At 64.2% G+C, this 22,259-nt stretch carries 17 protein-coding genes; 10 read left to right on the top strand and 7 right to left on the bottom strand.

Annotated elements, in window-relative coordinates; all coding sequences use genetic code 11:
- Window positions 1-11 precede the first annotated feature (11 nt).
- Together DIZ22_RS17720 and DIZ22_RS17725 are read left to right on the top strand one after the other, a co-directional pair.
- Complete coding sequence (locus tag DIZ22_RS17720; protein ID WP_048936837.1) at window positions 12-1,358, top strand: metallopeptidase TldD-related protein; 1,347 nt, start codon at window positions 12-14, stop codon at window positions 1,356-1,358.
- Window positions 1,345-2,142: a 3'(2'),5'-bisphosphate nucleotidase CysQ gene (locus DIZ22_RS17725; RefSeq protein ID WP_037519327.1), complete on the top strand. Its 798-nt coding sequence runs from the start codon at window positions 1,345-1,347 to the stop codon at window positions 2,140-2,142. The genes DIZ22_RS17720 and DIZ22_RS17725 overlap by 14 nt, the downstream gene beginning before the upstream one ends.
- Here the strand turns inward: DIZ22_RS17725 and DIZ22_RS17730 are convergent, their stop codons facing one another.
- Window positions 2,143-2,841 carry a GDSL-type esterase/lipase family protein gene (locus DIZ22_RS17730; RefSeq protein WP_240626768.1) on the bottom strand — a complete coding sequence of 233 codons (699 nt, stop codon included), beginning with the start codon at window positions 2,839-2,841 and terminating at the stop codon, window positions 2,143-2,145.
- Between the two features lie 150 nt (window positions 2,842-2,991).
- Between DIZ22_RS17730 and DIZ22_RS17735 the strand changes: the two genes are divergently transcribed.
- Window positions 2,992-3,954, top strand: coding sequence for an acyltransferase (locus DIZ22_RS17735; protein ID WP_048936835.1), 963 nt, complete (start codon window positions 2,992-2,994; stop codon window positions 3,952-3,954).
- Here the strand turns inward: DIZ22_RS17735 and DIZ22_RS17740 are convergent.
- Both DIZ22_RS17740 and purD read right to left on the bottom strand, forming a co-directional pair.
- On the bottom strand, window positions 3,951-4,520 hold the full coding sequence (locus DIZ22_RS17740; protein WP_048936834.1) for a hypothetical protein: 570 nt from the start codon (window positions 4,518-4,520) through the stop codon (window positions 3,951-3,953). The genes DIZ22_RS17735 and DIZ22_RS17740 overlap by 4 nt on opposite strands.
- 98 nt (window positions 4,521-4,618) lie before the next feature.
- Window positions 4,619-5,896 carry a phosphoribosylamine--glycine ligase gene (purD, locus tag DIZ22_RS17745; protein WP_048936870.1) on the bottom strand — a complete coding sequence of 426 codons (1,278 nt, stop codon included), beginning with the start codon at window positions 5,894-5,896 and terminating at the stop codon, window positions 4,619-4,621.
- Window positions 5,897-5,903: 7 nt separating this feature from the next.
- On the opposite strand from purD, the gene xseA reads away from it, so the two are divergent.
- The 3 genes from xseA to DIZ22_RS17760 are packed head-to-tail and all read left to right on the top strand — an operon-like array spanning window position 5,904 to window position 8,484.
- A complete protein-coding gene (xseA, locus tag DIZ22_RS17750) occupies window positions 5,904-7,397 on the top strand; it encodes an exodeoxyribonuclease VII large subunit (RefSeq protein ID WP_048936869.1) in 1,494 nt (497 codons plus the stop codon).
- A 23-nt stretch (window positions 7,398-7,420) separates the two neighbouring features.
- Window positions 7,421-7,633 carry a DUF2093 domain-containing protein gene (locus DIZ22_RS17755; RefSeq protein ID WP_048936833.1) on the top strand — a complete coding sequence of 71 codons (213 nt, stop codon included), beginning with the start codon at window positions 7,421-7,423 and terminating at the stop codon, window positions 7,631-7,633.
- Window positions 7,630-8,484 (top strand): M23 family metallopeptidase, encoded by an 855-nt coding sequence (locus tag DIZ22_RS17760; RefSeq protein ID WP_122928482.1) that lies wholly within the window; start codon window positions 7,630-7,632, stop codon window positions 8,482-8,484. Before DIZ22_RS17755 ends, DIZ22_RS17760 begins: the two co-directional genes overlap by 4 nt.
- Before the next feature lie 3 nt (window positions 8,485-8,487).
- Here DIZ22_RS17760 and DIZ22_RS17765 read toward each other — a convergent pair whose 3' ends face one another.
- Window positions 8,488-9,033: a hypothetical protein gene (locus DIZ22_RS17765; RefSeq protein WP_048936832.1), complete on the bottom strand. Its 546-nt coding sequence runs from the start codon at window positions 9,031-9,033 to the stop codon at window positions 8,488-8,490.
- Between the two features lie 393 nt (window positions 9,034-9,426).
- Between DIZ22_RS17765 and DIZ22_RS17770 the strand changes: the two genes are divergently transcribed.
- Complete coding sequence (locus DIZ22_RS17770) at window positions 9,427-12,483, top strand: TonB-dependent receptor (RefSeq protein WP_048936831.1); 3,057 nt, start codon at window positions 9,427-9,429, stop codon at window positions 12,481-12,483.
- Between the two features lie 164 nt (window positions 12,484-12,647).
- On the opposite strand, the gene DIZ22_RS17775 is transcribed toward DIZ22_RS17770, so the two are convergent.
- Window positions 12,648-13,682 carry a hypothetical protein gene (locus tag DIZ22_RS17775; RefSeq protein ID WP_048936830.1) on the bottom strand — a complete coding sequence of 345 codons (1,035 nt, stop codon included), beginning with the start codon at window positions 13,680-13,682 and terminating at the stop codon, window positions 12,648-12,650.
- An 88-nt stretch (window positions 13,683-13,770) separates the two neighbouring features.
- On the opposite strand from DIZ22_RS17775, the gene DIZ22_RS17780 reads away from it, so the two are divergent.
- The 3 genes from DIZ22_RS17780 (at window position 13,771) to DIZ22_RS17790 (ending at window position 18,826) form a co-directional block, all read left to right on the top strand.
- Window positions 13,771-15,054, top strand: a complete 1,284-nt coding sequence (locus DIZ22_RS17780) for an aspartyl/asparaginyl beta-hydroxylase domain-containing protein (protein WP_048936829.1) — start codon at window positions 13,771-13,773, stop codon at window positions 15,052-15,054.
- Window positions 15,055-15,110: 56 nt separating this feature from the next.
- On the top strand, window positions 15,111-15,368 hold the full coding sequence (locus DIZ22_RS17785; protein ID WP_234415690.1) for a hypothetical protein: 258 nt from the start codon (window positions 15,111-15,113) through the stop codon (window positions 15,366-15,368).
- A gap of 482 nt (window positions 15,369-15,850) precedes the next feature.
- A complete protein-coding gene (locus tag DIZ22_RS17790; RefSeq protein ID WP_037519341.1) occupies window positions 15,851-18,826 on the top strand; it encodes a TonB-dependent receptor in 2,976 nt (991 codons plus the stop codon).
- A gap of 115 nt (window positions 18,827-18,941) precedes the next feature.
- Here DIZ22_RS17790 and DIZ22_RS17795 read toward each other — a convergent pair whose 3' ends face one another.
- Both DIZ22_RS17795 and clpB read right to left on the bottom strand, forming a co-directional pair.
- Window positions 18,942-19,673 (bottom strand): 2OG-Fe(II) oxygenase family protein, encoded by a 732-nt coding sequence (locus tag DIZ22_RS17795; RefSeq protein ID WP_107917527.1) that lies wholly within the window; start codon window positions 19,671-19,673, stop codon window positions 18,942-18,944.
- Window positions 19,670-22,249: an ATP-dependent chaperone ClpB gene (clpB, locus tag DIZ22_RS17800; protein WP_048936828.1), complete on the bottom strand. Its 2,580-nt coding sequence runs from the start codon at window positions 22,247-22,249 to the stop codon at window positions 19,670-19,672. The genes DIZ22_RS17795 and clpB overlap by 4 nt, the downstream gene beginning before the upstream one ends.
- Window positions 22,250-22,259: the final 10 nt, after the last annotated feature.

Below are 22,259 nucleotides of genomic sequence, written 5' to 3' on the forward strand. Positions count from 1 at the left end.
GACCTCCCCTTATGCTCAGCCTCGAAGAAGCCCAGTCGCGCGCGCAGGATCTGGTGACGGCGGCGCGCAAGGCGGGGGCGGACGCGGCCGACGCCATCTATGCCTGCAACGCCTCGACCACGGTGGCGGTGCGGCTTGGCGCGCTGGAGGATGTCGAGCGGTCCGAGGGCGAGGAGATCGGCCTGCGCGTCTTCATCGGCCAGCGCTCGGCCAGCATTTCCGCGTCGGACATGAACCCGGCGACGCTCGCCACCCTGATCGATCGCAGCATCGCCATGGCGCGCGAAGCGCCCGAAGATCCCTATGCCGGCCTGGCGCCGGAGGATCGGCTGCTCAGGAAGCGCGCACCCTCGCTAGACCTAGTCGATGAGGAAGAGCCTGAACCCGCCGCGCTGCGCGAACGCGCACTGATCGCGGAAGAAGCGGCGCGCAGCATCCCCGGCATCACCAACAGCGAAGGCGGCGGCGCCGCCAGCGGCCGCAGCCAGGTCGCGCTCGCCACCAGCCATGGCTTCGCCGGCGCCTATGCCGCGACCAACCATTCGACCTGGGCCAGTGTGCTCGCGGGCAGCGGCGCCGACATGCAGCGCGATCATGCCAGCCATGCCAGCCGCCACCTGAAGGATCTGGACGATGCCGAAGCGGTCGGCATGCGCGCCGGCCAGCGCGCGGTCGCGCGGCTCAATCCGGGCAAGGTCGACAGCGGCGTCATGCCGGTCATCTTCGATCCGCGCATCGGCTCCAGCCTGGTCGGTCATCTGATCGGCGGCATGGTCGGCCCGGCGATCGCCCGCCGCTCCAGCTTCCTGCTGGACTCGCTAGGCGCCCTGCTGTTCGACAGCAAGGTCACGATCATCGACGATCCGCTGCTGCAGCGCGGCCTGCGTTCGCGCCCGTTCGATGGCGAAGGACTGCCGGTCGAGCGCCGCGCGCTGATCGAGGATGGCGTGCTGACCGGCTGGCTGATGGACAGCGCCTCGGCCCGCCAGCTTGGCCTGGAACCGACCGGCCATGCCAGCCGTGGCGGCGCCGGTGCGCCGGGCGCGGGCATCACCAATGTCCATATGGAAGCAGGCAGCCTGTCGGTCGGCGAACTGATGGCCGACGTGAAGCGCGGCATCTATGTCACCGAATTGATCGGCATGGGCGTCAATGGCGTCACTGGCGACTATAGCCGCGGTGCCGCCGGCTTCCTGATCGAAAATGGCGCGGTCGGCCCGGCCGTGTCGGAAATCACCATCGCCGGCAATCTGAAGGACATGTTCCGCACTCTGGTGCCGGCCAATGACCTGATGTTCCGCTACGCCATGAACGTGCCGACCCTGCGCGTTGACGGGATGACCGTTGCCGGCGGCTGAGCCTCTGTTGCCGGCCGTCGTTTCGGCGGTCACGGATGCGGCCGATCGCGCGCTGGCGCTATGGGCCGATGGCGAGACGCGCGTGCGCCAGTGGGAAAAGGTGCCCGGCCATCCGGTCTGCGAGGCGGACCTGGAAATCGACGTCATGCTGCGCGAACGGCTGGCGGCGATCGATCCGCAGGCCGGCTGGCTGTCGGAGGAGACGGCCGATACCGTGCATCGCCTGGGCGTATCGCGCGTCTGGGTGGTCGATCCGATCGATGGCACCCGCGACTATTTGCGCGGCCGGCCCGGCTGGGCGGTCTCCGTCGCCCTGGTAGAGGATGGCGCGGTCCGTCTGGGCATCCTGGCGGCACCCGCGCGTAAGGAATTATGGATTGCGCAGGCGGGGCAGGGGGCGACCCGCAATGGCGTGCCGCTCCATGCCGGCAATCGCACCATGCTGCCCGGCGCCCGCGTCCCCGCCGACCAACTGCCGCGCGCCGACCGCGATCTCGTCACCGTCGACAAGCCCAACAGCATCGCGCTGCGCATGGCGATGGTCGCCGCCGATGAGGCCGATCTGGTGGCCACCGTGCGCTGGGGTAATGAATGGGATGTCGCTGCCTCCGCCCTGATCGCGCAGGAGGCCGGCGCCATCGTCACCGACGCGCTGGGCGATCCGCTCGCCTTCAACCGGCCTCAGCCGGTCGCCTTCGGCCTGCTCTGTGCGGCGCCGGGCATCCATGCCGCCGCCGCCGCCCGCCTCGCGCCGCGCGCGAAGGAGATATTGGGCAAGGCCTGATCAGCCAGCGCAGGCCTTCACCGTCTTCTCCGGCAGAATGTCTTTCAGCCGGGCCCGCACCACATCGGCCCAGATGCGATAGCCGGCCGCGTTCATATGCACCTTGTCGGGCTGATAATTGTCGCCCAGCTTGCCGTCCTTCAGCAGCGGCGTGGTGATGTCGGCATAATGGACATTCTGCATGTGCGGGATCAGTCGCCGGGTCGCATCATTATAGATTTGCTGCTGCGGAAAGATCGCCCAGCGCCCCGGACTGGGCTTCATCGACAATATGATGACCGGCACATCGCCCAGCAATTGCGTCCGCATCTCCAGGAAGCGGGCCATATCGTGGAAGATCGGTCGCACCTGTCGCCCGCCCGCCAGGTCATTCTCGCCGGCATAGAGGATGATCGCCGCCGGTTTTGGCGTGCCAGGCTCGATATTGGCGAAGCGCGGCAATATCTCGTTGAAGGTGGCGCTGTTGATGCCGCGATTATGCGCGACCCATGGCGCCATGTCCTGCTCCAGGCTGGTCCAGCGCTTGATCGATGAACTGCCCACGAACCACAGGGCGCACGGCCCTTCACGGCCCTGCCCGTCCGGCAGGGTCTGGCTGGCGTCGCGATAATGGGTGAAGGCAAACCAGCCCCCGATTATCACGCAAAAAATCGACAGGGCCAGCAGACGCTTGCCCAATGGGGAATCCAGTCTCTGCAAGATGATGGCGACCCTCCTGCTAATAGCCCAAGTCTAAACGATATTTTCCTTAAGAAAAGATGGCTGCGGCAGAATGATGCCATTGCGGATTTTAAGGGCTTGGCAATATTGTGACGCTATCGTTTCGATGGCAAATTTTGCGAGCATATCGTGACCAAGAACCCGTCGATCGACCTGCTGAAAGGCTTGCTGATCCTGCTCGTCATGGGCGGGCATGCGATGGAATTGACGCATCAGCAGCATGTCCTGCTGTGGATCGGTTCGGGTTTTCGCATGCCGCTGATGATCGGCATTTCCGGTTATCTGCTCAACGTCACCCGCACCCGCTCCATGCCGACTGGCGAGATGTTCAGCCGCTATGGCCGACGCATGCTGCTGCCCTGGGCGGTGGCGATGCTTGTCTATTGGCTGGCCAGCGGCGGCCTGCTTTCCTGGCAGACGCCGCTCGACCTGCTGCTGCGTCCGCCCTTCCATCTCTGGTATGTGCCGGCGCTGTTCCTGTTGATTCTGGTGACCCGGTTGCTGCCGCTTTCGCCGCTCTTGCTGCTGGCGATCGGCGCGCCCGTCAGCCTGGCCACCATGTACAGCTTCGGCCTCGACCATGGCGCGGTCGGCGGCAGCCTGTTGTCGCCCGATAGCCGCTTCCTGCGCTATCCGGTCTATTTCTTCTTCGGCATGCTGATGGCCGAACGGGGCATGCCCAAACGCTATTTGTGGCCCGTGCTGATGGTCGGGGCGCTGGGTCTGTTCTGGTGGTCGGATCTCTATGGCACCGGCAATGCGCTCGCCTTCGTGCCCGCCCGCCTGCTGATGTGTCTGGCGCTGATCGCGCTGCTGCCCAGCGTGTCGGCGGTGCGCCTCCATTTCGGCCCGATCAACCGGATCGGGCGCGAAAGCCTGTTCTTCTATCTCTGGCATCCGCTGGTAATGGGGCTGGTGGCGATGCTCGACCCGCATGGCGCCGTCATTCTCGCTGGTGCGGTGCTGCTGCTCTACATCGCCAGCGCACTTGCGGGGCAGGGACGATTGCCGCCCCTGTTGCTGGGCGCGGTGCCGCAACGCAGGCCGGCCCCGGTCGCAATGCAACCGGAACCGGTCACGATCACGGTTTAGATCTTGCCATATTTCGCTTCGAAACCGGCAATGTCGCCGGCGGCGAGATATTTGGCCTGGTCGATCCACTGGTCGCGGACCGGACGTCCCTTGAAATTGCCCAGCTTCGCGTCGATCGCGGCGATGTCGCTGTCGCTCCAGCCGGCGATCTGGGCATAGCGCGTCACGCCCAGCTCGGTCAGCAATGCGCCCAGCTTGGGACCAACGCCCTTCAGCTTCAGCAGGTCGTCGGCGCCATCGGCCGGTGCCGCGACGGCAGGCGATGTCGGGATCGGCGCAGGCGTCGGTTCGACGACAGGGGCGGGCGCAGGGGCTTCCTCGATCACCGGCTCGACCGCGACCGGCTCGGCGACCACGGGCTCGACGACCGGAACCGGATCGGGCGTGGCCACCAGCGGCGCGACAACAGGCTCGGCAATCGGCTCGGCGGCCACGGGCGGTGCCACCGGCGCGGGGTCTTCCACCGCAGCCGACTTGCCCTTGCCCGACAGCAGGAACACCAGGCCGATCACGACCAGCAGCGCGATCAGCAGCCACAGGCCATAGTCCATGAAGAATTCCTGCATCGCCCTTTGCCTCCCGGAATGGATATGTCGCCCTATTTAAGGACGCTTGGCGGCGCGGGACAAGGGGGACATGTCCCGATCCCGCGCCGGTTTGGCCCTTATTGCGCCTCGCGGGCGACCTCGCGCCAGCCAATGTCGCCGCGGCAGAAGCCGGTCGGGAAGTCGATCGCGTCGACTGCAGCATAGGCGGCGGCCTGCGCTGCGCCCACGGTATCGCCGGTCGCGGTGACGTTCAGCACGCGCCCGCCATTGGCGACGATCGCACCATCCTTCTCCGCCGTGCCGGCATGGAAGACGCGGGCGCCCTGTGCTTCGGCTGCGTCGATCCCCTTGATCGCGCCGCCCTTTTCCGGCGTGCCGGGATAGCCATTGGCCGCCATCACGATGGTCAGCGCGGTGCGATCCGCCAGCGCGACCGGCCCCTGCTCGGCCAGCTTGCCTTCGGCCACCGCCAGCAGCAATTCGACCAGGTCGCCGTCGAAGCGCATCATCAGCACCTGGCATTCGGGATCGCCGAACCGGGCATTATATTCGATCAGCTTGGGGCCTTCCTCGGTCAGCATCAGCCCGGCGTAGAGTACACCCGAATAGGGCATGCCTTCTGCGGCCAGCGTCTCGACCGTCGGCCTGATGATCCGCTCGATCACCTGTGCTTCCAGTTCGGGCGTCAGCACGCGGGCCGGGCTGTAGGCGCCCATGCCGCCGGTATTGGGGCCGGTGTCGCCGTCGCCGACGCGCTTGTGATCCTGGGCCGAACCGAAGGGCAGGATCGCGCTGCCGTCGGTCAGGGCAAAGAAGCTGGCTTCCTCGCCCATCATGAACTCTTCCAGCACCACTTCCTCGCCGGCCTTGCCGAACGCGCCGGAGAACATGGTGTCGAGCGCGTCGAGCGCTTCCTGCCGCGTTTCGGCGATGATCACGCCTTTGCCCGCGGCCAGGCCATCGGCCTTGATAACCACCGGCAGGGTGAAATCGTCGAGCGCGGCGATCGCGCCATCCTTGCTGGTGACACGGATGTAGCCGGCGGTCGGGATGTTGGCGCGCTGGCACAGATCCTTGGTGAACCCCTTGGAGCCTTCCAGCTGCGCCGGCTTCTTGTCGGGGCCGAACACGGCGACGCCCATGGTGCGCAGATTGTCGGCCAGGCCGTCGACCAGAGGCGCTTCCGGCCCGATCACCACCAACGCGATCGAATGGCGGGTGCAGAAATCCAGCACCGCACGATGATCCGTCGCGTCGAGGTCGACCAGCGTGGCATGCTGGGCTATGCCGGGGTTGCCAGGCGCCGCATAAAGCGTCGAGAGGCGTGGCGATTGTGCCAGCTTCCACGCCAGCGCATGTTCGCGGCCGCCGCCGCCAAGCAGAAGGATGTTCATCTCGGCCATGTCCCCGGAATTTGATGCCTATGACAGTTCGGGCCGCCTGTTAGCCGAGGAAAGGGCGGGGGACAACGCGCCGCCGCTCAGTGTCAGCGAATTGTCGGGCCTGCTCAAGCGCACGGTGGAGGATCGCTTCGGCCATGTTCGCCTGCGCGGCGAGATTTCTGGCTTCAAGCGCGCGGCCTCGGGCCATCTCTATCTGGCGCTCAAGGACGACAATGCCGTGCTCGACGGGGTGATGTGGAAGGGCGGGGCGCAGCGGCTCGCCTTCCAGCCGCAGGACGGGGTGGAGGTGATCGCTACCGGCAAGCTCACCACCTATCCCGGTCGGTCCAAATATCAGATCGTGATCGACCGGATGGAGCTGGCGGGCGAGGGCGCGCTGATGGCGCTGCTCGAAAAGCTCAAGGCCAAGCTGGCGGCCGAAGGGCTGTTCAACCGCGATCGCAAGCGCCGCCTGCCCTTCCTGCCGCGCACCATCGGCGTCGTTACCTCGCCCACCGGCGCGGTGATCCGCGACATTCTCCACCGCCTGGCGGATCGCTGCCCGACCCAGGTGCTGCTCTGGCCGGTGCTGGTCCAGGGGCAGGGCGCAGCCGAACAGATTGCCCGCGCCGTGCGCGGCTTTTCCGCCATGGACGGCAGCGGCCCGCTGCCCCGGCCCGATCTCGTCATCGTCGCGCGCGGTGGCGGCTCGATCGAGGATCTGTGGAGCTTCAACGAGGAAATCGTCGTCCGCGCGGTCGCCGAATGCTCGATCCCGACCATTTCGGCGGTCGGGCATGAAACCGATACGACCTTGTGCGACTATGCTGCCGACATGCGTGCGCCCACGCCCACGGCGGCCGCCGAAATGGCGGTGCCGGTCCGCGCCGAACTGCTGGCGATGCTGGGCGAGATGGGCCTGCGCTCGGGCCGGGCGGTGCGACGCGGGGCGATGCAGGCGCGCGAACGGCTGGATATGCAGGCGCGGCTGATGCCGACGCCCGACACCCTGCTCGCGCCGCAGCGGCAGCGGCTCGACCTCCTGTCCGACGGCCTCAACAGCGGCCTGCGCCACCGGCTCGCAGACGCCCGCGCCCATCTGGGCCAGGTCAGTGGCGCGCTGCGCCCGGCCTTGCTGCGCCAATATGTCAGCCGCGCGGCCGAGCGGGTCGACCGGCTGCGGCTGCGCCCCGACTATCTGACCCGCGTTTATCGCGATCGCGCCACCGCCTTCGATCGCCTCTCGCGCCTCTTCACCTCGGTGAATCCTGACCTGCCGTTGCAGCGCGGCTTTGCCCGGGTGATGGCGGGCGATCGGCTGATCCGTTCGGTCACCGATGCACAGGCCGCGGGCCAGGTCAGCCTGCACTTCGCCGATGGCGCCGTGGCTGCCGCGATCGACGCCGCCGCGCCCCTTGAGGCCGCGCCCGCGCCCGCTATATCCGCCCCATCCCGTCCCGCGCGCAAACCGCGCGACACCGTCGAAGGCGGCCAGCAGGATCTCTTCTCCTGATGCGCCGCAGAAAGGCCTGATTCATGTTGATGTCCAACCGCGACCGCCCGGCCCGGCTGCATTATATGCCCTACAGCTTTCGCGTGCTGCAGGCCGGCGACCATGTGCTGTGCGCCGTGTCCGGCCAGCGCATCCCGCTGGAGGATCTGCGCTACTGGTCGATCACCCGCCAGGAACCCTATGCCAGCGCCGCTTTGTCGGTCGAGGCGGAGCTGAAGGCACGCGCCGCCGGATGACCCGCCGGCTCGCCGCTTTGCTGGTCCTCACCGCGCTGCCGCTTGCCCCGGCGATGCTGCGCGCGGCGCCGACGAGTGTGGCTGGACCCGATTTCATCCTGTCCGGCCCCGCGATCCAGGGCGGCACTTTGCTCGGCACCGCGCCGGCCGGCACGGTCGCGCTCCATTTCGGCGATCAGCTGGTGCCGGTCGATGCCGATGGCCGCTTCCTGATCGCCTTCGATCGCGATGCGCCGCCGCCGGCGAAGCTCAGTGCGCGCCTGTCGGACGGCCGGGTTATCGACCGAACCCTTACCGTCGCCCCGCGCAAATGGCGGCTGGAACGGATCAATGCGCCGCTGCGCCCGACGAAAAGCAGCGAGGCCTTCCTGGCCCTGCGCAAGCCCGAACTGGAGCAGATCGCGGCCGCGCGCGACAAGGTGACGGACGCGCAGGGCTGGCGCCAGACTTTCATCTGGCCGCGCCTGGGTCGGATTTCCGGCCTGTTCGGGTCGCAGCGCATCTATCAGGGGCAGCCCGGCGCCTATCATGGCGGCGTCGATGTTGCCGGCGCGACCGGCGAGCCGGTGGTGGCGCCGGCGGACGGGGTGGTGATCCTGGCCGCGGACCATCCCTTCACGCTGGAGGGCAATCTGCTGATGATCGACCATGGTCATGGTCTCAACAGCGCCTTCCTGCATCTGTCGCGGATCGACGTGAAGCCCGGCGACCATGTGGCACAGGGGCAACGCATCGGCGCGATCGGCGCCACAGGCCGCGCCACCGGACCCCACCTCCACTGGGGCATGAAATGGAACGACGCGCGCATCGACCCGCTGCTGCTCGCCGGGCCGATGCCGCAGGCGCGATAGGGATCAGCCGACCCGTTTCGCCCGCACCGCCCGGCCGGCGATCTTGACCATGAAGCTGCCCATGCTGGCGCGCTTGATCTCGATCGTCATACCGGGCTTGGGATCGCGATAGGTGACCGCTTCGGTGGTCATCCATTCGGCGCCATCTTCCAGCGTAATCAGCCATTTGCCGTTACCGACATTCTTGGCCGACGCGATCGTCGCCTCGATCTGCGTCATGGCATCGGCCTCGGCACCTTCCTTCTTCTCATCCTCATCACCGCCGCCCAGGAACGGCAATTTGGGGAAGGAAAAGCCAAACAGCGTGCGCCGCGTCTTGTTGAGTTCGGTCTTGTCCAGCACCACGACCTCGTCGCGCTGGGCGGCGCTATCCATCGCGCCGACCTGTCGATCATAACAGTCCAGGCGCGCCTTATCCTCGGAGATTTCACGACATTTCAGCAGGTCGGTGAATATTTCGGCGCGGGGCTGTTGCCGCTCTGCTGCACCGGTTCCGGTCGCTACCAGACACAGGGGCAGGGCCATGATCATCGCATGATGGGCCTTCATATGCTTGATTCTCCGTCGATCTGCAGCCAATGGGCGCCACCATGCACCCCGCGAGTCTGTCGTCAATAGAGCGCGCCGGCATCCATGGAATCGCGACATCGGTCACAAACTGACAGCGGGCAGCTCGCGATTGCAGCATTGCGTCGCACCTTATTGCGGCGTTGAAATTATCTTGCTTTGCGACCGTACAATTCCACATGTTTCGCCTTGTTGCATTTTTGATACAGGGCTGTTCAAAAGCGGCGAGGCGCGATTTCCCGCGCTTTACAGCAGCTTTCCCACCGCGCAGGTTCCCGCAATCCATACGGGGGGATCGCTGTCGGGCACCATATCCCCTTGTAGGTGCACATGAAGGCAGGTGACTGCCCAACTCCAGAGCAAGGGACTGGAAACGTGAAGACATTTTCGAAGAGGGCACTGCTGCGTGCCAGCGCCGCTCCGGCGATTCTCGGTGCGTCGCTGATCGCGACTGCCGCATTCGCGCAGGAAGCGCCGCAGGGCGCCGAAGCCGAAGCCACCGACACCATCGTCGTTACCGGCTCGCTCATCAAGAACCCGAATCTGGAACGCTCGACCCCGGTCACCGCGACCACGTCGGACCAGATCGAACTGAAGCAGAACAACACCGCCGAAGAAATTCTGCGCGAAATTCCGGGCGTCGTCCCCAGCATCGGTTCGGCCGTTAACAACGGTAACGGCGGTGCATCGCTGGTCGACCTTCGCGGCCTCGGCTCGTTCCGTAACATCGTTCTGATCGACGGTTCGCGTCTGGCTCCCTCGGGCCTCGCTGGCCAGTTCGACCTTAACAACATTCCGCTCGCTCTCGTCGAGCGCGTCGAAGTGCTGACCGGTGGTGCATCGACCACCTACGGCGCCGACGCCATCTCGGGCGTGGTGAACTTCATCACCAAGTCGGACTTCTCGGGTCTCGAAGCCAATGTTTCGAACCAGCTGACCGAACAGGGCGACGGCAACTATTTCCGCGCCGACGTGACCCTGGGCGCCAACTTCGACGACGGCCGCGGCAATGTGGTCTTCTCGGTCGGCTATCAGCAGGCTGACCCCGTCTATCAGGGCGACCGTTCCTTCTCGCAGTCGTCGATCGACTCGTTCAGCGGTGCGAACGGTGGTTCGGGCACCTCGACCCCGTCGCGCTTCGGTGGCGTGAACGTTGGCGGTCTGGATTCGATCACCACGGGTTGCGGTGGCACTGGCCAGGTGGCCTGTACTTCGGTTCAGGGTACGCGTCAGCTGACTGCTGATGGCGGTGCATTCCGTCCGACCTCGGCTTTCGATGCTTACAACTTCAACCCTTTCAACATCTTCCAGACGCCGTTTAAGCGCTTCAACATGTACGGCGCTGGCCGCTACGAACTCAGCGACGCGGTGGAAGTCTATTCGCGTGGCGTGTTCTCGAAGAACACCGTCAGCACCATCATTGCTCCTTCGGGCGCTTTTGGTATTCCGGTGACCTTCGGTCTGGACAATCCGTTCCTGACCGATGCACAGCGCAATGCCTTCTGTGCGTTCGACGTTGATCCGCGCGCCGGCTATCGCCCCCGCTTTACCCAGGCCGAATGCGACGCCCGCACCGGTACCGTCGGTTCTGCTTCGGCTAGCGAATTCGTTGCGGCTGACATGAACGGCGATGGCGTGATCGGGGAAGGCGAAGGTTTCAACTCGAACCCCGCCGTTACCGTGAACCGTCGTGCCACCGAGCTTGGGCCGCGTATTTCGGACTTCACCACCACCTTCTTCGATTACAAGATCGGCGCTCGTGGCGGCATCACGGATTCGATCAGCTGGGATCTGTCGGGCGCCTATGGCGAAAGCGAGCAGATTCAGACCCAGAAGGGCTACTGGCTGAACTCGCGCGTGCAGCAGGCGTTGCTTGCTACCAGCACCACTGAGTGCGTCGATGATTCCAATGGCTGCGTTCCGCTCAATCTGTTCGGTCCCGACGGTTCGATCACCGATGCGATGAACAGCTTCCTGAATGCCAACAGCCAGGTGACCACCAAGACCTCGCTGGCTCAGGTCAAGGGCGTGATCAGCGGCGACTTCGGCGTGGCTGTGCCGTTCGCTTCGGACGCCGTCGCCTTCGCTGTCGGTGGCGAATATCGCAAGTACACCGCCTCGCAGGAATCGGATCTGCTGTCGCAGTCGGGTGATCTGGGTGGCGCCGGTGGTGCGGCTCCCAACATCAACGGCGGCTATGACGTCTATGAAGCCTATGGCGAACTCGTTCTGCCGCTGGTTCAGGACAAGCCTTTCTTTGAAGACCTGACCGCCGAAGCGGGTATCCGCTATTCGGACTACAGCGTTCAGGGTGGTTCGGGCTACAACACCACCACCTGGAAGGCCGGTCTGAACTGGACCCCGGTCAACGGCCTGAAGCTGCGCGGCAACTATTCGCATGCCGTGCGCGCCCCGAACATTTCGGAGCTCTTCTCGCCGCTGAACACCGTTCTGACCAACCTGGCTTCGGACCCCTGCGCCGGCGCCGCGCCGACCCAGGACGCCAACCTGGCAGCGATCTGCGTCGCGCAGGGCGCAACGCTTGCGCAGATTGGTTCGATCATCAACGATCCGGCTGGTCAGGTGAACACCACCACCGGTGGCAACCTTGCCCTGGGTCCGGAAAAGTCGAACAGCTACACCTTCGGTGTCGTGCTGCAGCCGTCGGCTGTCCCCGGTCTGGCGATCACCGTCGACTATTATAACATCAAGATCACGGGTGCGATCACCACGCCGACCCCGGACGATGTTATCGACGCTTGCTTCGGCAATGTCACGGCAGCCAGCGCTTCGAGCGAGGCTTGCACGGTCATCCGTCGCGATCCGTCGACCGGTGGCCTCTATGGTCTGGCCGCGAACGCTCCTGGTCTGTACCAGCCGCTGTCCAACCTGGGTAAGCTCAAGACCGACGGTATCGATGTCTCGATCAACTATTCGAAGGACATCGGTTTCGCCAAGTGGGCGCTGAACGCCAACGGTAACTGGACCAACAGCTCGACCTTCCAGGCAACCCCGACCTCGATCAACCGCGATTGCGTCGGCCTCTACTCGGCCAACTGTGCGTCGATCCAGCCGGAGTTCCAGTGGTCGGTGCGTAACACCCTGTCGTTCGGCATGGCCGATGTCTCGCTGCTGTGGCGCTACATCGACGGTGTGAAGTATGAGTTCGGCGATGCTTTCGTTGGTGAACTCAACGGCAAGCAGGTCGACTTCAACCGTATCCCGGCTGAACATTATTTCGATCTGACCGGCCGCTTCCACGCTTCGGACGAAATCACCTTCACGCTGACCGTTCAGAACCTGCTGAACAACAAGCCGAAGGTGGTGGGTAACACGATCGGTTCGACCAGCTACAACAGCGGTAACGTCTATCCGTCGACCTACGACGCGCTGGGCCGTCGCTACGCTGTTTCGGCCAAGTTCCGCTTCTAATCGAAGCGTAACGCCGAAGGAAAAAGGAGGGCCGGCTGCAAAGCCGGCCCTTTTTTCATGCCGTCCTCAGCGCCTGCGCCGAACATGCGATGCCGCGCCGCTGCGTGCAGCGGTCGGCTTTCCGTCGATTAGCTATTGTTCCGCCTGCGGGCGGGATGGCCGTCTCAGCCCAGTAGCGGGCGGGGCAGGTCCATGACGATGCCATTGTTGCGGGCGATCAGGTCGGCCCATTCGCCAACCTTCTCGACCTCCTCGGCATGCAGCGTCTTGCCATCCTGCGCGGCGCGTTCGCGCTGGCCCTGGCCGAAATTGGCTCCGGTCTTGGAATCCCGGCCGAATATCGGCCCAGCAACGATGGCGGCAATGTCCGCGTCGCTCAGCGCGATATCGAAATGCCTGGCCAGGACGGTCAGACTCTCGGCCGGATGCGCGATCAATGTTTCGCTGTTCAGGGTCAGGACGCGCTCGCCCAACTGCCCGGCCAACGCCTGAAACTGGGCCTGTTGCGCCAGCCAGCCCAGCGCCGCGACCTGGATATCGGTCAATCCCAGATAGTCGGACGGCGCGATGCCCAGATTGACCATGCCTTCGCGCAGCAGCTTGCCGAACAGGTCGCGCACCCACAGGCGCCCCCACATGCCCTTGCGCGCGATCGACGTCAGATAGGCATCCAGAGGTGCATGGAGTAGCAACGCACGGGCTGTGGGGCGCAGCGCCATGATGCCGGGGATCAAAGGGTTGATCAGATTGGACGGCTTCACCACCACCGCCTCGCCTGCCGTAAAGGGCCGCGCCAACAGCCGCAGACCATGGTCCAGCGCGCGGGCTGCTTCTGGCCCTTTCGCGCCGCGATGGCGCCAGCCGACAATGTCGTTCAGCAGTACCGGTTCCTTGAGGCCCATGGCGATGCCGGGCCGATCGAAGGCGGCGGCCAGCAAGGTCGAACAACAATAGGCCGAATGGAAGATGAAATGCACCGGCGCGGGTGGCGGCGCTGCGCGCACGGCATCTTCGCGCCGTACCACGATGGGTTCCACGCCCTGCGCGATATATTCGTCTGTCAGGAACGGCACATCGGCGTGACGCGCGCGCGAAACCTGCAGGAACTGAAAGGCATCATGGCCCGGATCATAGCGGTGGGCCAGCCAGCGGGCATCCGCCATTAACATGGTCAGGGGCTGGGTCGAGGAAGCGCTCATCGACCCAGCCTTCGCACGGCATGGGGCCGGGGAGCAAGGCCGCAGGCAGCCGTCTTGCTTGGGCCGTCGCATCTGATAGCAGGATGGCATGAACCAGCAGATCGGACGATTTTTTCAACAGGCGGCCGAAGCCCGCCGCACTGGCCGCAACGGTGAGGCGCAGGCCGCGCTGACGCATATTCTGGCGCTCCAGCCCGGCGAGCCTCAGGCGCTCAACATGCTCGGCATGATGGCGCTGGAAAATGGCGATTTCCATGCTGCCCGCATGCATTTTCTGGGAGCGACCCAGAGCGACACCGGCGAACCTGCCCTGTGGATGAATGTGGCAGCCGCGCAGCGGGGGTTGGGCGATGGAGAAGGCGAGCGCGCTGCTCTGCAACGCGCGATCGATATCGATCAGCGTAATTTCATGGCGCAGATGCGTCTGGCCCAGTTGCAGCAGCGTCTGGGCGAAGTCCAGGCTGCCGCCGATAGCTGGAGCAAGGTGCTGGCGATGTCGTCCGGCATGGGCGATTTGCCGCCGCAACTGGTCGATACGTTGGCCGAAGCGCGTGGCTTCGTGACCAATCATCAGGCGAGGTTGGCAAGCTTCGTGGAAGACGGTGTCGCGCCGCTGCTGGCGGACGCGGACCTGCGGAGTCAGCGCCGCTTTCAAGCCTGTCTCGATCATGAATTCGGGCGGCGTCCGCTCTACCAGAACCAATGTTCCGGGCTCCATTACCCCTTCCTGCCGGCCGATGAATATTTCGATCGCGACCATTTCCCCTGGATGGCGGAACTGGAGGCGAAGACCGACGCCATCCGGGCCGAATTTCTGGGCCTGATCGAACAGCAGGGCGGCAATGTGCGCCCCTATGTTCGGCAGGATCCGGGCACGCCCGAAAATAAATGGACCGCGCTCGATGGCTCGCTCGATTGGGGCGCGGCGTTTCTATGGGAATATGGCGTGCGCAACGAAGCCGTCTGCAATGCCTGTCCCCAGACCGTCGCTGCGCTCGAAGCGCTGCCGCGAGCGGATATTCCCGGCCGCGCACCATCCGCCTTTTTCTCGCTGCTCAAGCCCCATAGCCGCATTCCGGCCCATAGCGGCGTCACCAATACACGGGCGATCATCCACCTTCCGCTCATCGTTCCACCTGGCTGTTACTTCCGCGTCGGCGGAGAAACCCGCGCCTGGGAGGAAGGACAGGCTTTCGCATTCGATGATACGATCGAACATGAAGCCTGGAATGACAGCGCTCATCTTCGTGTCGTCTTGATCTTCGACATGTGGAATCCGCATTTGTCACTTGCCGAGCAGCAGCTCTTGAAGCAATTCTATGCCACAGCTGATGCCAGCAGGGCGCAGGATGCTCTGGGGGCCGGGGTTTAAGACAAGGGATGCGATGGCCACTGTGCCGGGTTGCCTTGTCATCTGGGAGATAGAAGATGCGTATCGTCAAAGCCTTGGTCATGACTGGCCTGTTCGTGATGGCTTATCCTGCCCTCGCTCAAGACAAGCCCAAGCTCGACAAGAATGATCCCAATGCGACCCGCTGCCGGAGTTTCCCGATCACGGGATCGCTGGTGAAGAAGGAGCGCGTCTGCAAGACCAACGCGGAATGGCGCGCCATCAGCGAACAGCAGAATCGCGATGCCGATGACATGATCACCCGCAGCCGGGCGGGCATGAACCCGAACGGCTAACCCTGCCTGCCGCCCTCATGGGCGCAGGGACAATGTCTAGCTGATCGACGGGAGCGGCTGCCAGGGGCAGGCGCTCCCCTTTTCATATCTACAGCTCATCTATTCCATCTGCTCAGGCCGCTAATTTGCCCGTCTGAGATCGGTTCCATGCGTCAATATTTTTCAAATCGGGCATTGTAACATAATTACGTGTCAGGATGAAAACGGAAGACCTCCTGATGCGTTGGGTTGCACAAAAATACCTATAATTACGGGGTTTTCGGACTGTTCGCTCCGATGGGTCAAAAGAATCTCATTTGGTTTCAAAACCGTAATGGTGTTGCCAGAATGTTGCACATTTGTAAAAATCGTAACGTTTCGTAACGCAACCGGGTTTACAGCCGGTTCCATGGGGCGCACCCATGCCCCGCCTTGTGGTCTCACGGGGTCGCACTGGTCACAGCAGGTGGAAAATCCGCCGCTCCAGATAAGGGACTGGAAATTTGAAGAACGCATCGATTGCCGCATTCTTGCGGGCCGGAGTCGCGCCCGTCATTCTCGCCACCGCGCTGTTCCAGGCGCCCCTCCATGCTCAGGATGCCGCCCCCCAGGCCGATGACGGCGCCAACGACACGATCGTCGTGACCGGCTCGCTGCTGCGCCGCATCGACAAGGAAACCATTTCGCCGATCACCACCGTTTCGTCGGAAGATCTGGCGATCCGCGGCATCACCACGGTGCAGCAGGGCATCCAGAATCTGTCGGCCAATAACGGCCCGGCACTGACCAACGGCTTCTCGGCCAATGGCGCCTTTGCCGGTGGTGCGTCGGCGGTCTCGCTGCGCGGCCTGTCGACCTCTTCGACGCTGGTGCTGTTCGACGGCCTGCGTGCTGCTTATTATCCGCTGGCCGATGACGGCACGCGCAACTTCGTCGATCTCAACACCATCCCCGACGCCATCGTCGATCGGGTCGAAGTGGTGAAGGACGGCGCGTCGGCCACCTATGGCGCCGACGCGGTTGCCGGCGTGGTCAACATCATCACCAAGCGCGAAGTGAAGGGGCTGCACCTTCAGGCCGAAGCCGGCGTCGCTGAAAAGGGCTATGGCGCCAACCAGCGCCTGTCGGCCACCTATGGCTATGGCGACCTCGCCGAACAGGGCTTCAACGCTTATGTCAGCGCCCATTATCTCAAGAGCGCTGCGGTCTATAACAAGGATCTGGGCTATCCCTACAACAGCGACGACCTGTCGGGCATCTGCCATGACGGCGTCTGCGGCCCCAACAACATGGCTAATGGCGTCGATCCCAGCATCGGCTTCACCGGCCTGTCGACCGCGACCAATGTCTTCATGGCGCGCCCCTATGATGCGGCCACCGGCGCCGGCACTGGCCGTTACGCGCTGCTGAATGCCGCTGCCGGCTGCGGCAGCCTCAATCCCTATACGCTGACCGACGACGAATATGCGGCCAATGCAACGGCGCCGCGTACCGTCTGCCAGCAGGACATCACGCACGATTACAGCCAGGTTCTGCCGGAACAGCAGCGCTGGGGCATTTCGGGCCGCTTCACCAAGATCGTCGGCGACAGCGGTGAAGCCTATCTCGAACTGAACTATGAGAACAGCAAGTCCTCCTATACCGGCCTTGCCTCGATCATCCGCGCCAATGCGCCGGCCGGCATCGACTATTCGGCTTACTCGACCTCGACGGGTGCGGGCCTGCTGCGTCTGCCCGTCTATGTCTGCGCCCGTGGCACCGCCACCTGCGACGCCAGCAACGGCACGCTGAACCCGAACAACCCCTATGCCGCTCAGGGCCAGGAAGCCGCCATCATCGGCCGCCTGCCGACCAGCACCGAATATAATGAATCGGTCAGCCAGGTCTTCCGCGCTGCCGCCGGTATCAAGGGCGATTTCGGCAACGACTGGCATTATCAGGTCGATGGCACTGCCATGGTCTCGAAGCTGAAGACCACGGCCAAGGGCTATGTCTATATCCAGCATCTGCTCGATGTGATCGCGGACGGTTCGTATAATTTCATGAACCCGTCGGCGACCTCGCAGGAGACGCTCGACTATCTGACCCCGACCCAGATCAACCACAGCAAGACCCAGCTCTATCAGGGCCAGGCCAGCATTTCGAAGGAAGTGTTCGACCTGCCGGGTGGCCCGCTGCAGGTCGCGGTCGGTGTCGCCGCCCGCTATGAATCGCTCAACAATCCCAGCGGCAACCCCGACTATGATGGTCAGACGGAGCGCTATTTCCGCCTGAACGCCTTCGGCGCCAAGGGCCATCGCGACGTCGAATCCGCCTATTTCGAACTGAGCGCACCGATCGTCGAGCAGCTCGAACTGACGGCGGCGGGTCGCTACGACCATTATTCGACCGGCCAGGACAATTTCTCGCCCAAGTTCGGTGCGAAGTTCAAGCCGATCCGCGAACTGATGTTCCGGGGCACCTTCTCGAAGGGCTTCCGCATCCCCAGCTTTGCGGAAATGGGCGCTCTGCCGACCACCGGCTATGTCACCCAGTCGATCGGTTCGATGCCGCAGGAATTCATCGACCAGCATCTGAACTCGGCTGGCACCGGTCCCAACACCTATCTGACCAACTATTCGATCGGTCAGACGACGGTGGGCAACCCGAACCTGAAGGCGGAAAAGTCGCGCAACATCACGCTCGGCGCGACCTTCCAGCCGCTCAACAATGTGTCGTTCAGCGTCGACTACTATAACATCAAGAAGACCGGCGCGATCACCTCGGTGAACTTCTCGAACGCGATCGCCAACTATTATGCCACCGGGGAAACCTCCTATGATGGCGTGACGGTGATTCCGGACGAAGTCGATCAGGAACATACCGGTTCGCAGCGTCGCATCGCCTTCGTGCAAGGCAGCTTCATCAACGCCAACACGATCAAGACGTCGGGTATCGATTTCAACGCGATGGGCAAGTTCCGCCTGAGCGACAACATCACCTTCTCGACCTCGATCGATGCGACCTATGTCATCAAGCTGAACACCGAATATCCCGACGGGACGGTTGAACATTATGTCGACACGCTCGGTAACTTCAACCTGACGGCCGGTTCGGGCACGCAGCAGTGGCGTGGCAGCTGGCAGAATACGCTGGACTTCGGTAAGGCTTCGCTCAGCGCGACCGCCTATTACACCGATGGCTATAATTATTCGGCCGAGGATCAGGGCGGCGTTGCCGGCGACTGCAGCCTGGTGCCGACCAACTATGATGGTGAAGCCTATCAGGGCTGCCGCGTGAAGTCGTTCATCAGCGTCGACATGACGGGCACGATCAAGGTCAATGACCAGTTCGAGCTTTATGCCAACGTCATGAACGTCTTCAACAACAAGCCGCCGATCGATGCGACCACCTATGGCGCCTATCTCTACAACCCGGTGGTTGGAGAGTCTGCGATCCTGGGCCGCTCCTTCCGCATCGGCGCGAAGGCCAGCTTCTGACGATATAATATAAAAGGGCGGCCCTCCCTTGCGGGGCCGCCCTCCTTTCAGGACCAACTGGCGCGCGGCGCGCCCGACTTAGCCGACACTGGGTCTCCGTGCGCCGTCGCCGTCTTCACCCCATCGCCGACCGGAACCAGCCGGTCACCGACGTCCGGGCTGCGCCAGCGGAAGGCGCGACATAGCTGACGCTGTGCAATTGTGGCACGCGGAATAGGTCGAGCCTGTTGAAGGCCGGAACCCGGCCGGAAAAGCCGCCATCGGCACCATGGAACATCAGCAAGCCGCCCCATTCGGTCCGCCATCCCTTGGTCAGGCCAAAGACATAGGCGGCATGCCGATTCTTCCCCGCGACCCCATCATCATGGCCGGTCAGGAAATCGCCGCTGACATAGCGGGTCGCCTGCCCGTCGGCGAACCCGATCGCTTCGCTGCCGGTGATCGCCCGGACCAGCGCCAGCACCTCCGGCCCCGCCATGAAGCGGACGAAGGCGTCGAGCAGATGCGGCGACTGCCGGCGCGCCTGCTCCTCGTCGGGCACGCGAATACTAGCATAGCGAAACTGGAAGCCATGGCGTGCCGCCTCATGCACCGCCTGGTTCAGGGCGCCCCATTGCTGCGGCGTCATGGATTGCGCCGTCGGGCGATCGATCTCGAACAATTTCTCGTCCGAATTGAGGACGATCCGCCAATCCTCGCGCGTGTCCAGATGCGCGGCCAGCGCGCGGGCCGCCGCATCGGTCAGGAAGGGACCGATGCGGACATGCCCGTCGCGCTGATAGTCGGATCGCAGCTGGTCGATGTCGATGCCATCGGCCAACCGGAAATCCGCAACCATTGTCGTCATGCGACGCTGAGCTTCAGCGCGCCGTCGCCATCTTCCACCGTCACGGTCGATCCGTCAGGCACCTCGCCGCGCAGGATCAGGTCGGCCAGCGGATCCTGCAGATAGCGCTGTACCGCCCGCTTCAATGGTCGCGCGCCATAGACCGGATCATAGCCGACCCGGCCCAGCCAGGCGCGCGCGCCGTCGGTCAGGTTCAGCACCACCTTGCGGTCCTTCAGCAGCTTCTGCACCCGCGCCACCTGGATATCGACGATCGGCGCCATATGGCCCGCCCCCAAACGGTGGAACAGGATGATCTCGTCCAGGCGGTTGAGGAATTCGGGGCGGAAATGGCTGCGCACCATTTCCATCACCTGGTCCTCGACCTTCTCGACCGGCTCGTCGTCGGGCTGGGCGGCGATATATTGGCTGCCCAGGTTCGACGTCAGCACGATGATCGTGTTGGTGAAGTCGACCGTGCGGCCCTGGCCATCGGTCAGGCGGCCATCGTCCAGCACCTGCAGCAGTATGTTGAACACGTCGCCATGCGCCTTCTCGACCTCGTCGAACAGCACGACCTGATAGGGCCGGCGCCGCACCGCTTCGGTCAGCACACCGCCTTCCTCATAACCGACATAGCCCGGAGGCGCGCCGATCAGCCGGGCGACCGAGTGCTTCTCCATGAACTCGCTCATGTCGATGCGCACCATCGCGCTTTCGTCGTCGAACAGGAATCCGGCCAGCGCCTTGGTCAGCTCGGTCTTGCCGACGCCCGTGGGGCCCAGGAACAGGAAGCTGCCCAGCGGCCGGTTCGGATCCTGCAAACCCGCCCGGCTGCGGCGCACGGCGGTCGCCACCGCGCGCACGGCATCGGCCTGGCCGATCACCCGCTTGCCCAGTTCGGCTTCCATCGCCAGCAGCTTCTCGCGCTCGCCTTCCATCATCCGGTCGACCGGAATGCCGGTCCAGCGCGACACGACGCTGGCAATATCCTCGGCCGTCACTTCCTCGCGCAGCATCGCGCCCTTGGACGCGCCCTGGGCTTCGGCCAGCTGCTTTTCCAGCTGCGGAATGGTGCCATATTGCAGCTCGCCGGCCTTGCCATAGTCGCCACCGCGCTGCGCCTGCTCCAGCTGCAGGCGCGCCGCGTCGAGCTGTTCCTTCAGCTTGGCTTCGCTCGCGATCTTGTCCTTCTCCGCCTGCCAGCGCGTCGTCAGCTCGGCTGACTGCTGCTCCAGATTGGCGAGGTCGGTTTCCAGATTGGCCAGCCGGTCCTTCGACGCCTGGTCGCTTTCCTTCTTCAGCGCCTCGCGCTCGATCTGCAGCTGCATGATCCGCCGGTCGAGATTTTCGATCTCCTCGGGCTTGCTCTCCACCTCCATGCGGATGCGGCTCGCGGCCTCGTCCATCAGGTCGATCGCCTTGTCGGGCAGGAAACGGTCGGTGATATAGCGGTTGGACAGGGTCGCCGCCGCCACGATCGCGCCGTCGGCGATGCGCACGCCATGATGCGCCTCATATTTGTCCTTGATGCCGCGCAGGATCGAAATCGTGTCCTCGACCGTCGGCTCGCCGACGAACACCGGCTGGAACCGCCGCTGGAGCGCCGGGTCCTTCTCGACATATTTGCGATATTCGTCGAGCGTGGTCGCGCCGATGCAGTGCAGCTCGCCCCGTGCCAGCGCCGGCTTCAGCAGGTTGCCGGCATCCATCGCGCCTTCGGATTTGCCCGCGCCGATCAGCGTATGCATCTCGTCGATGAACAGGATGATCTGCCCGTCCGCGCCCTTCACCTCGTCGAGCACGCCCTTGAGCCGCTCCTCGAACTCGCCACGATATTTGGCGCCGGCGATCAGGCTGCCCATGTCGAGCGCCATCAGCGTGCGGTCCTTCAGCGTATCGGGCACGTCGCCATGGGCGATGCGTAGCGCCAGCCCTTCGGCAATCGCGGTCTTGCCGACGCCCGGCTCGCCGATCAGCACCGGGTTGTTCTTGGTGCGGCGCGCCAGGATCTGGATGGTGCGGCGAATTTCCTCGTCGCGGCCGATCACCGGATCGAGCTTGCCGGCCTTAGCCGCCTCGGTCAGGTCGCGCGCGAATTTCTTCAGCGCATCATAGCGGTCTTCCGCGCCCGCCGTATCGGCGGTGCGGCCGCCGCGCAGCTGGTTGATCGCGCCGTTCAGCGCCTCGGCGCGTACGCCGGCGGTCGCCAGCGCCTTGCCGGCCGTCGTGGTCGTCGCCAGCGTCAGCGCCAGCAGCAGCCGTTCGACGGTGACGAAGCTGTCGCCTGCCTTCTGCGCCACCTGCTCGGCGGAATCGAGCACGCGCACGGCATCATTGTCGAGGCCCGGTGTCTGCTGCGCGCCGCTGCCCGATACGGCCGGCACCCTGGCCAGCGCGGCATCGGTCTCGCGTAGCGCGGTCGCGGCATCGCCGCCCGCCGCCCTGATCAGGCCGGACGCCATGCCCTGCTCATCTTCCAGCAGCGCCTTCAACAGATGTTCGGGGCTGATCCGCTGATGGTTCATGCGGATCGCAACGGTCTGCGCCGACTGGAGGAAACCCTTGGCGCGGTCGGTGAATTTTTCGAGGTTCATTAGCATCCCC

This window comes from Sphingobium sp. LF-16 (genome assembly GCF_003711185.1).
GTDB classification, from domain to species: Bacteria; Pseudomonadota; Alphaproteobacteria; order Sphingomonadales; family Sphingomonadaceae; genus Sphingobium; species Sphingobium yanoikuyae_A.

Coding starts and splice junctions, on each gene's coding strand:
- DIZ22_RS17765 (WP_048936832.1), bottom strand. CDS start 9,033: ATGAAGGCCCATCATGCGATGATCATGGCCCTGCCCCTGTGTCTGGTA.
- DIZ22_RS17775 (WP_048936830.1), bottom strand. CDS start 13,682: ATGAGCGCTTCCTCGACCCAGCCCCTGACCATGTTAATGGCGGATGCC.
- DIZ22_RS17795 (WP_107917527.1), bottom strand. CDS start 19,673: ATGACGACAATGGTTGCGGATTTCCGGTTGGCCGATGGCATCGACATC.
- DIZ22_RS17755 (WP_048936833.1), top strand. CDS start 7,421: ATGTTGATGTCCAACCGCGACCGCCCGGCCCGGCTGCATTATATGCCC.
- DIZ22_RS17740 (WP_048936834.1), bottom strand. CDS start 4,520: ATGCAGGAATTCTTCATGGACTATGGCCTGTGGCTGCTGATCGCGCTG.
- clpB (WP_048936828.1), bottom strand. CDS start 22,249: ATGAACCTCGAAAAATTCACCGACCGCGCCAAGGGTTTCCTCCAGTCG.
- DIZ22_RS17785 (WP_234415690.1), top strand. CDS start 15,111: ATGCGTATCGTCAAAGCCTTGGTCATGACTGGCCTGTTCGTGATGGCT.
- DIZ22_RS17760 (WP_122928482.1), top strand. CDS start 7,630: ATGACCCGCCGGCTCGCCGCTTTGCTGGTCCTCACCGCGCTGCCGCTT.
- xseA (WP_048936869.1), top strand. CDS start 5,904: ATGTCCCCGGAATTTGATGCCTATGACAGTTCGGGCCGCCTGTTAGCC.
- DIZ22_RS17780 (WP_048936829.1), top strand. CDS start 13,771: ATGAACCAGCAGATCGGACGATTTTTTCAACAGGCGGCCGAAGCCCGC.
- purD (WP_048936870.1), bottom strand. CDS start 5,896: ATGAACATCCTTCTGCTTGGCGGCGGCGGCCGCGAACATGCGCTGGCG.
- DIZ22_RS17720 (WP_048936837.1), top strand. CDS start 12: ATGCTCAGCCTCGAAGAAGCCCAGTCGCGCGCGCAGGATCTGGTGACG.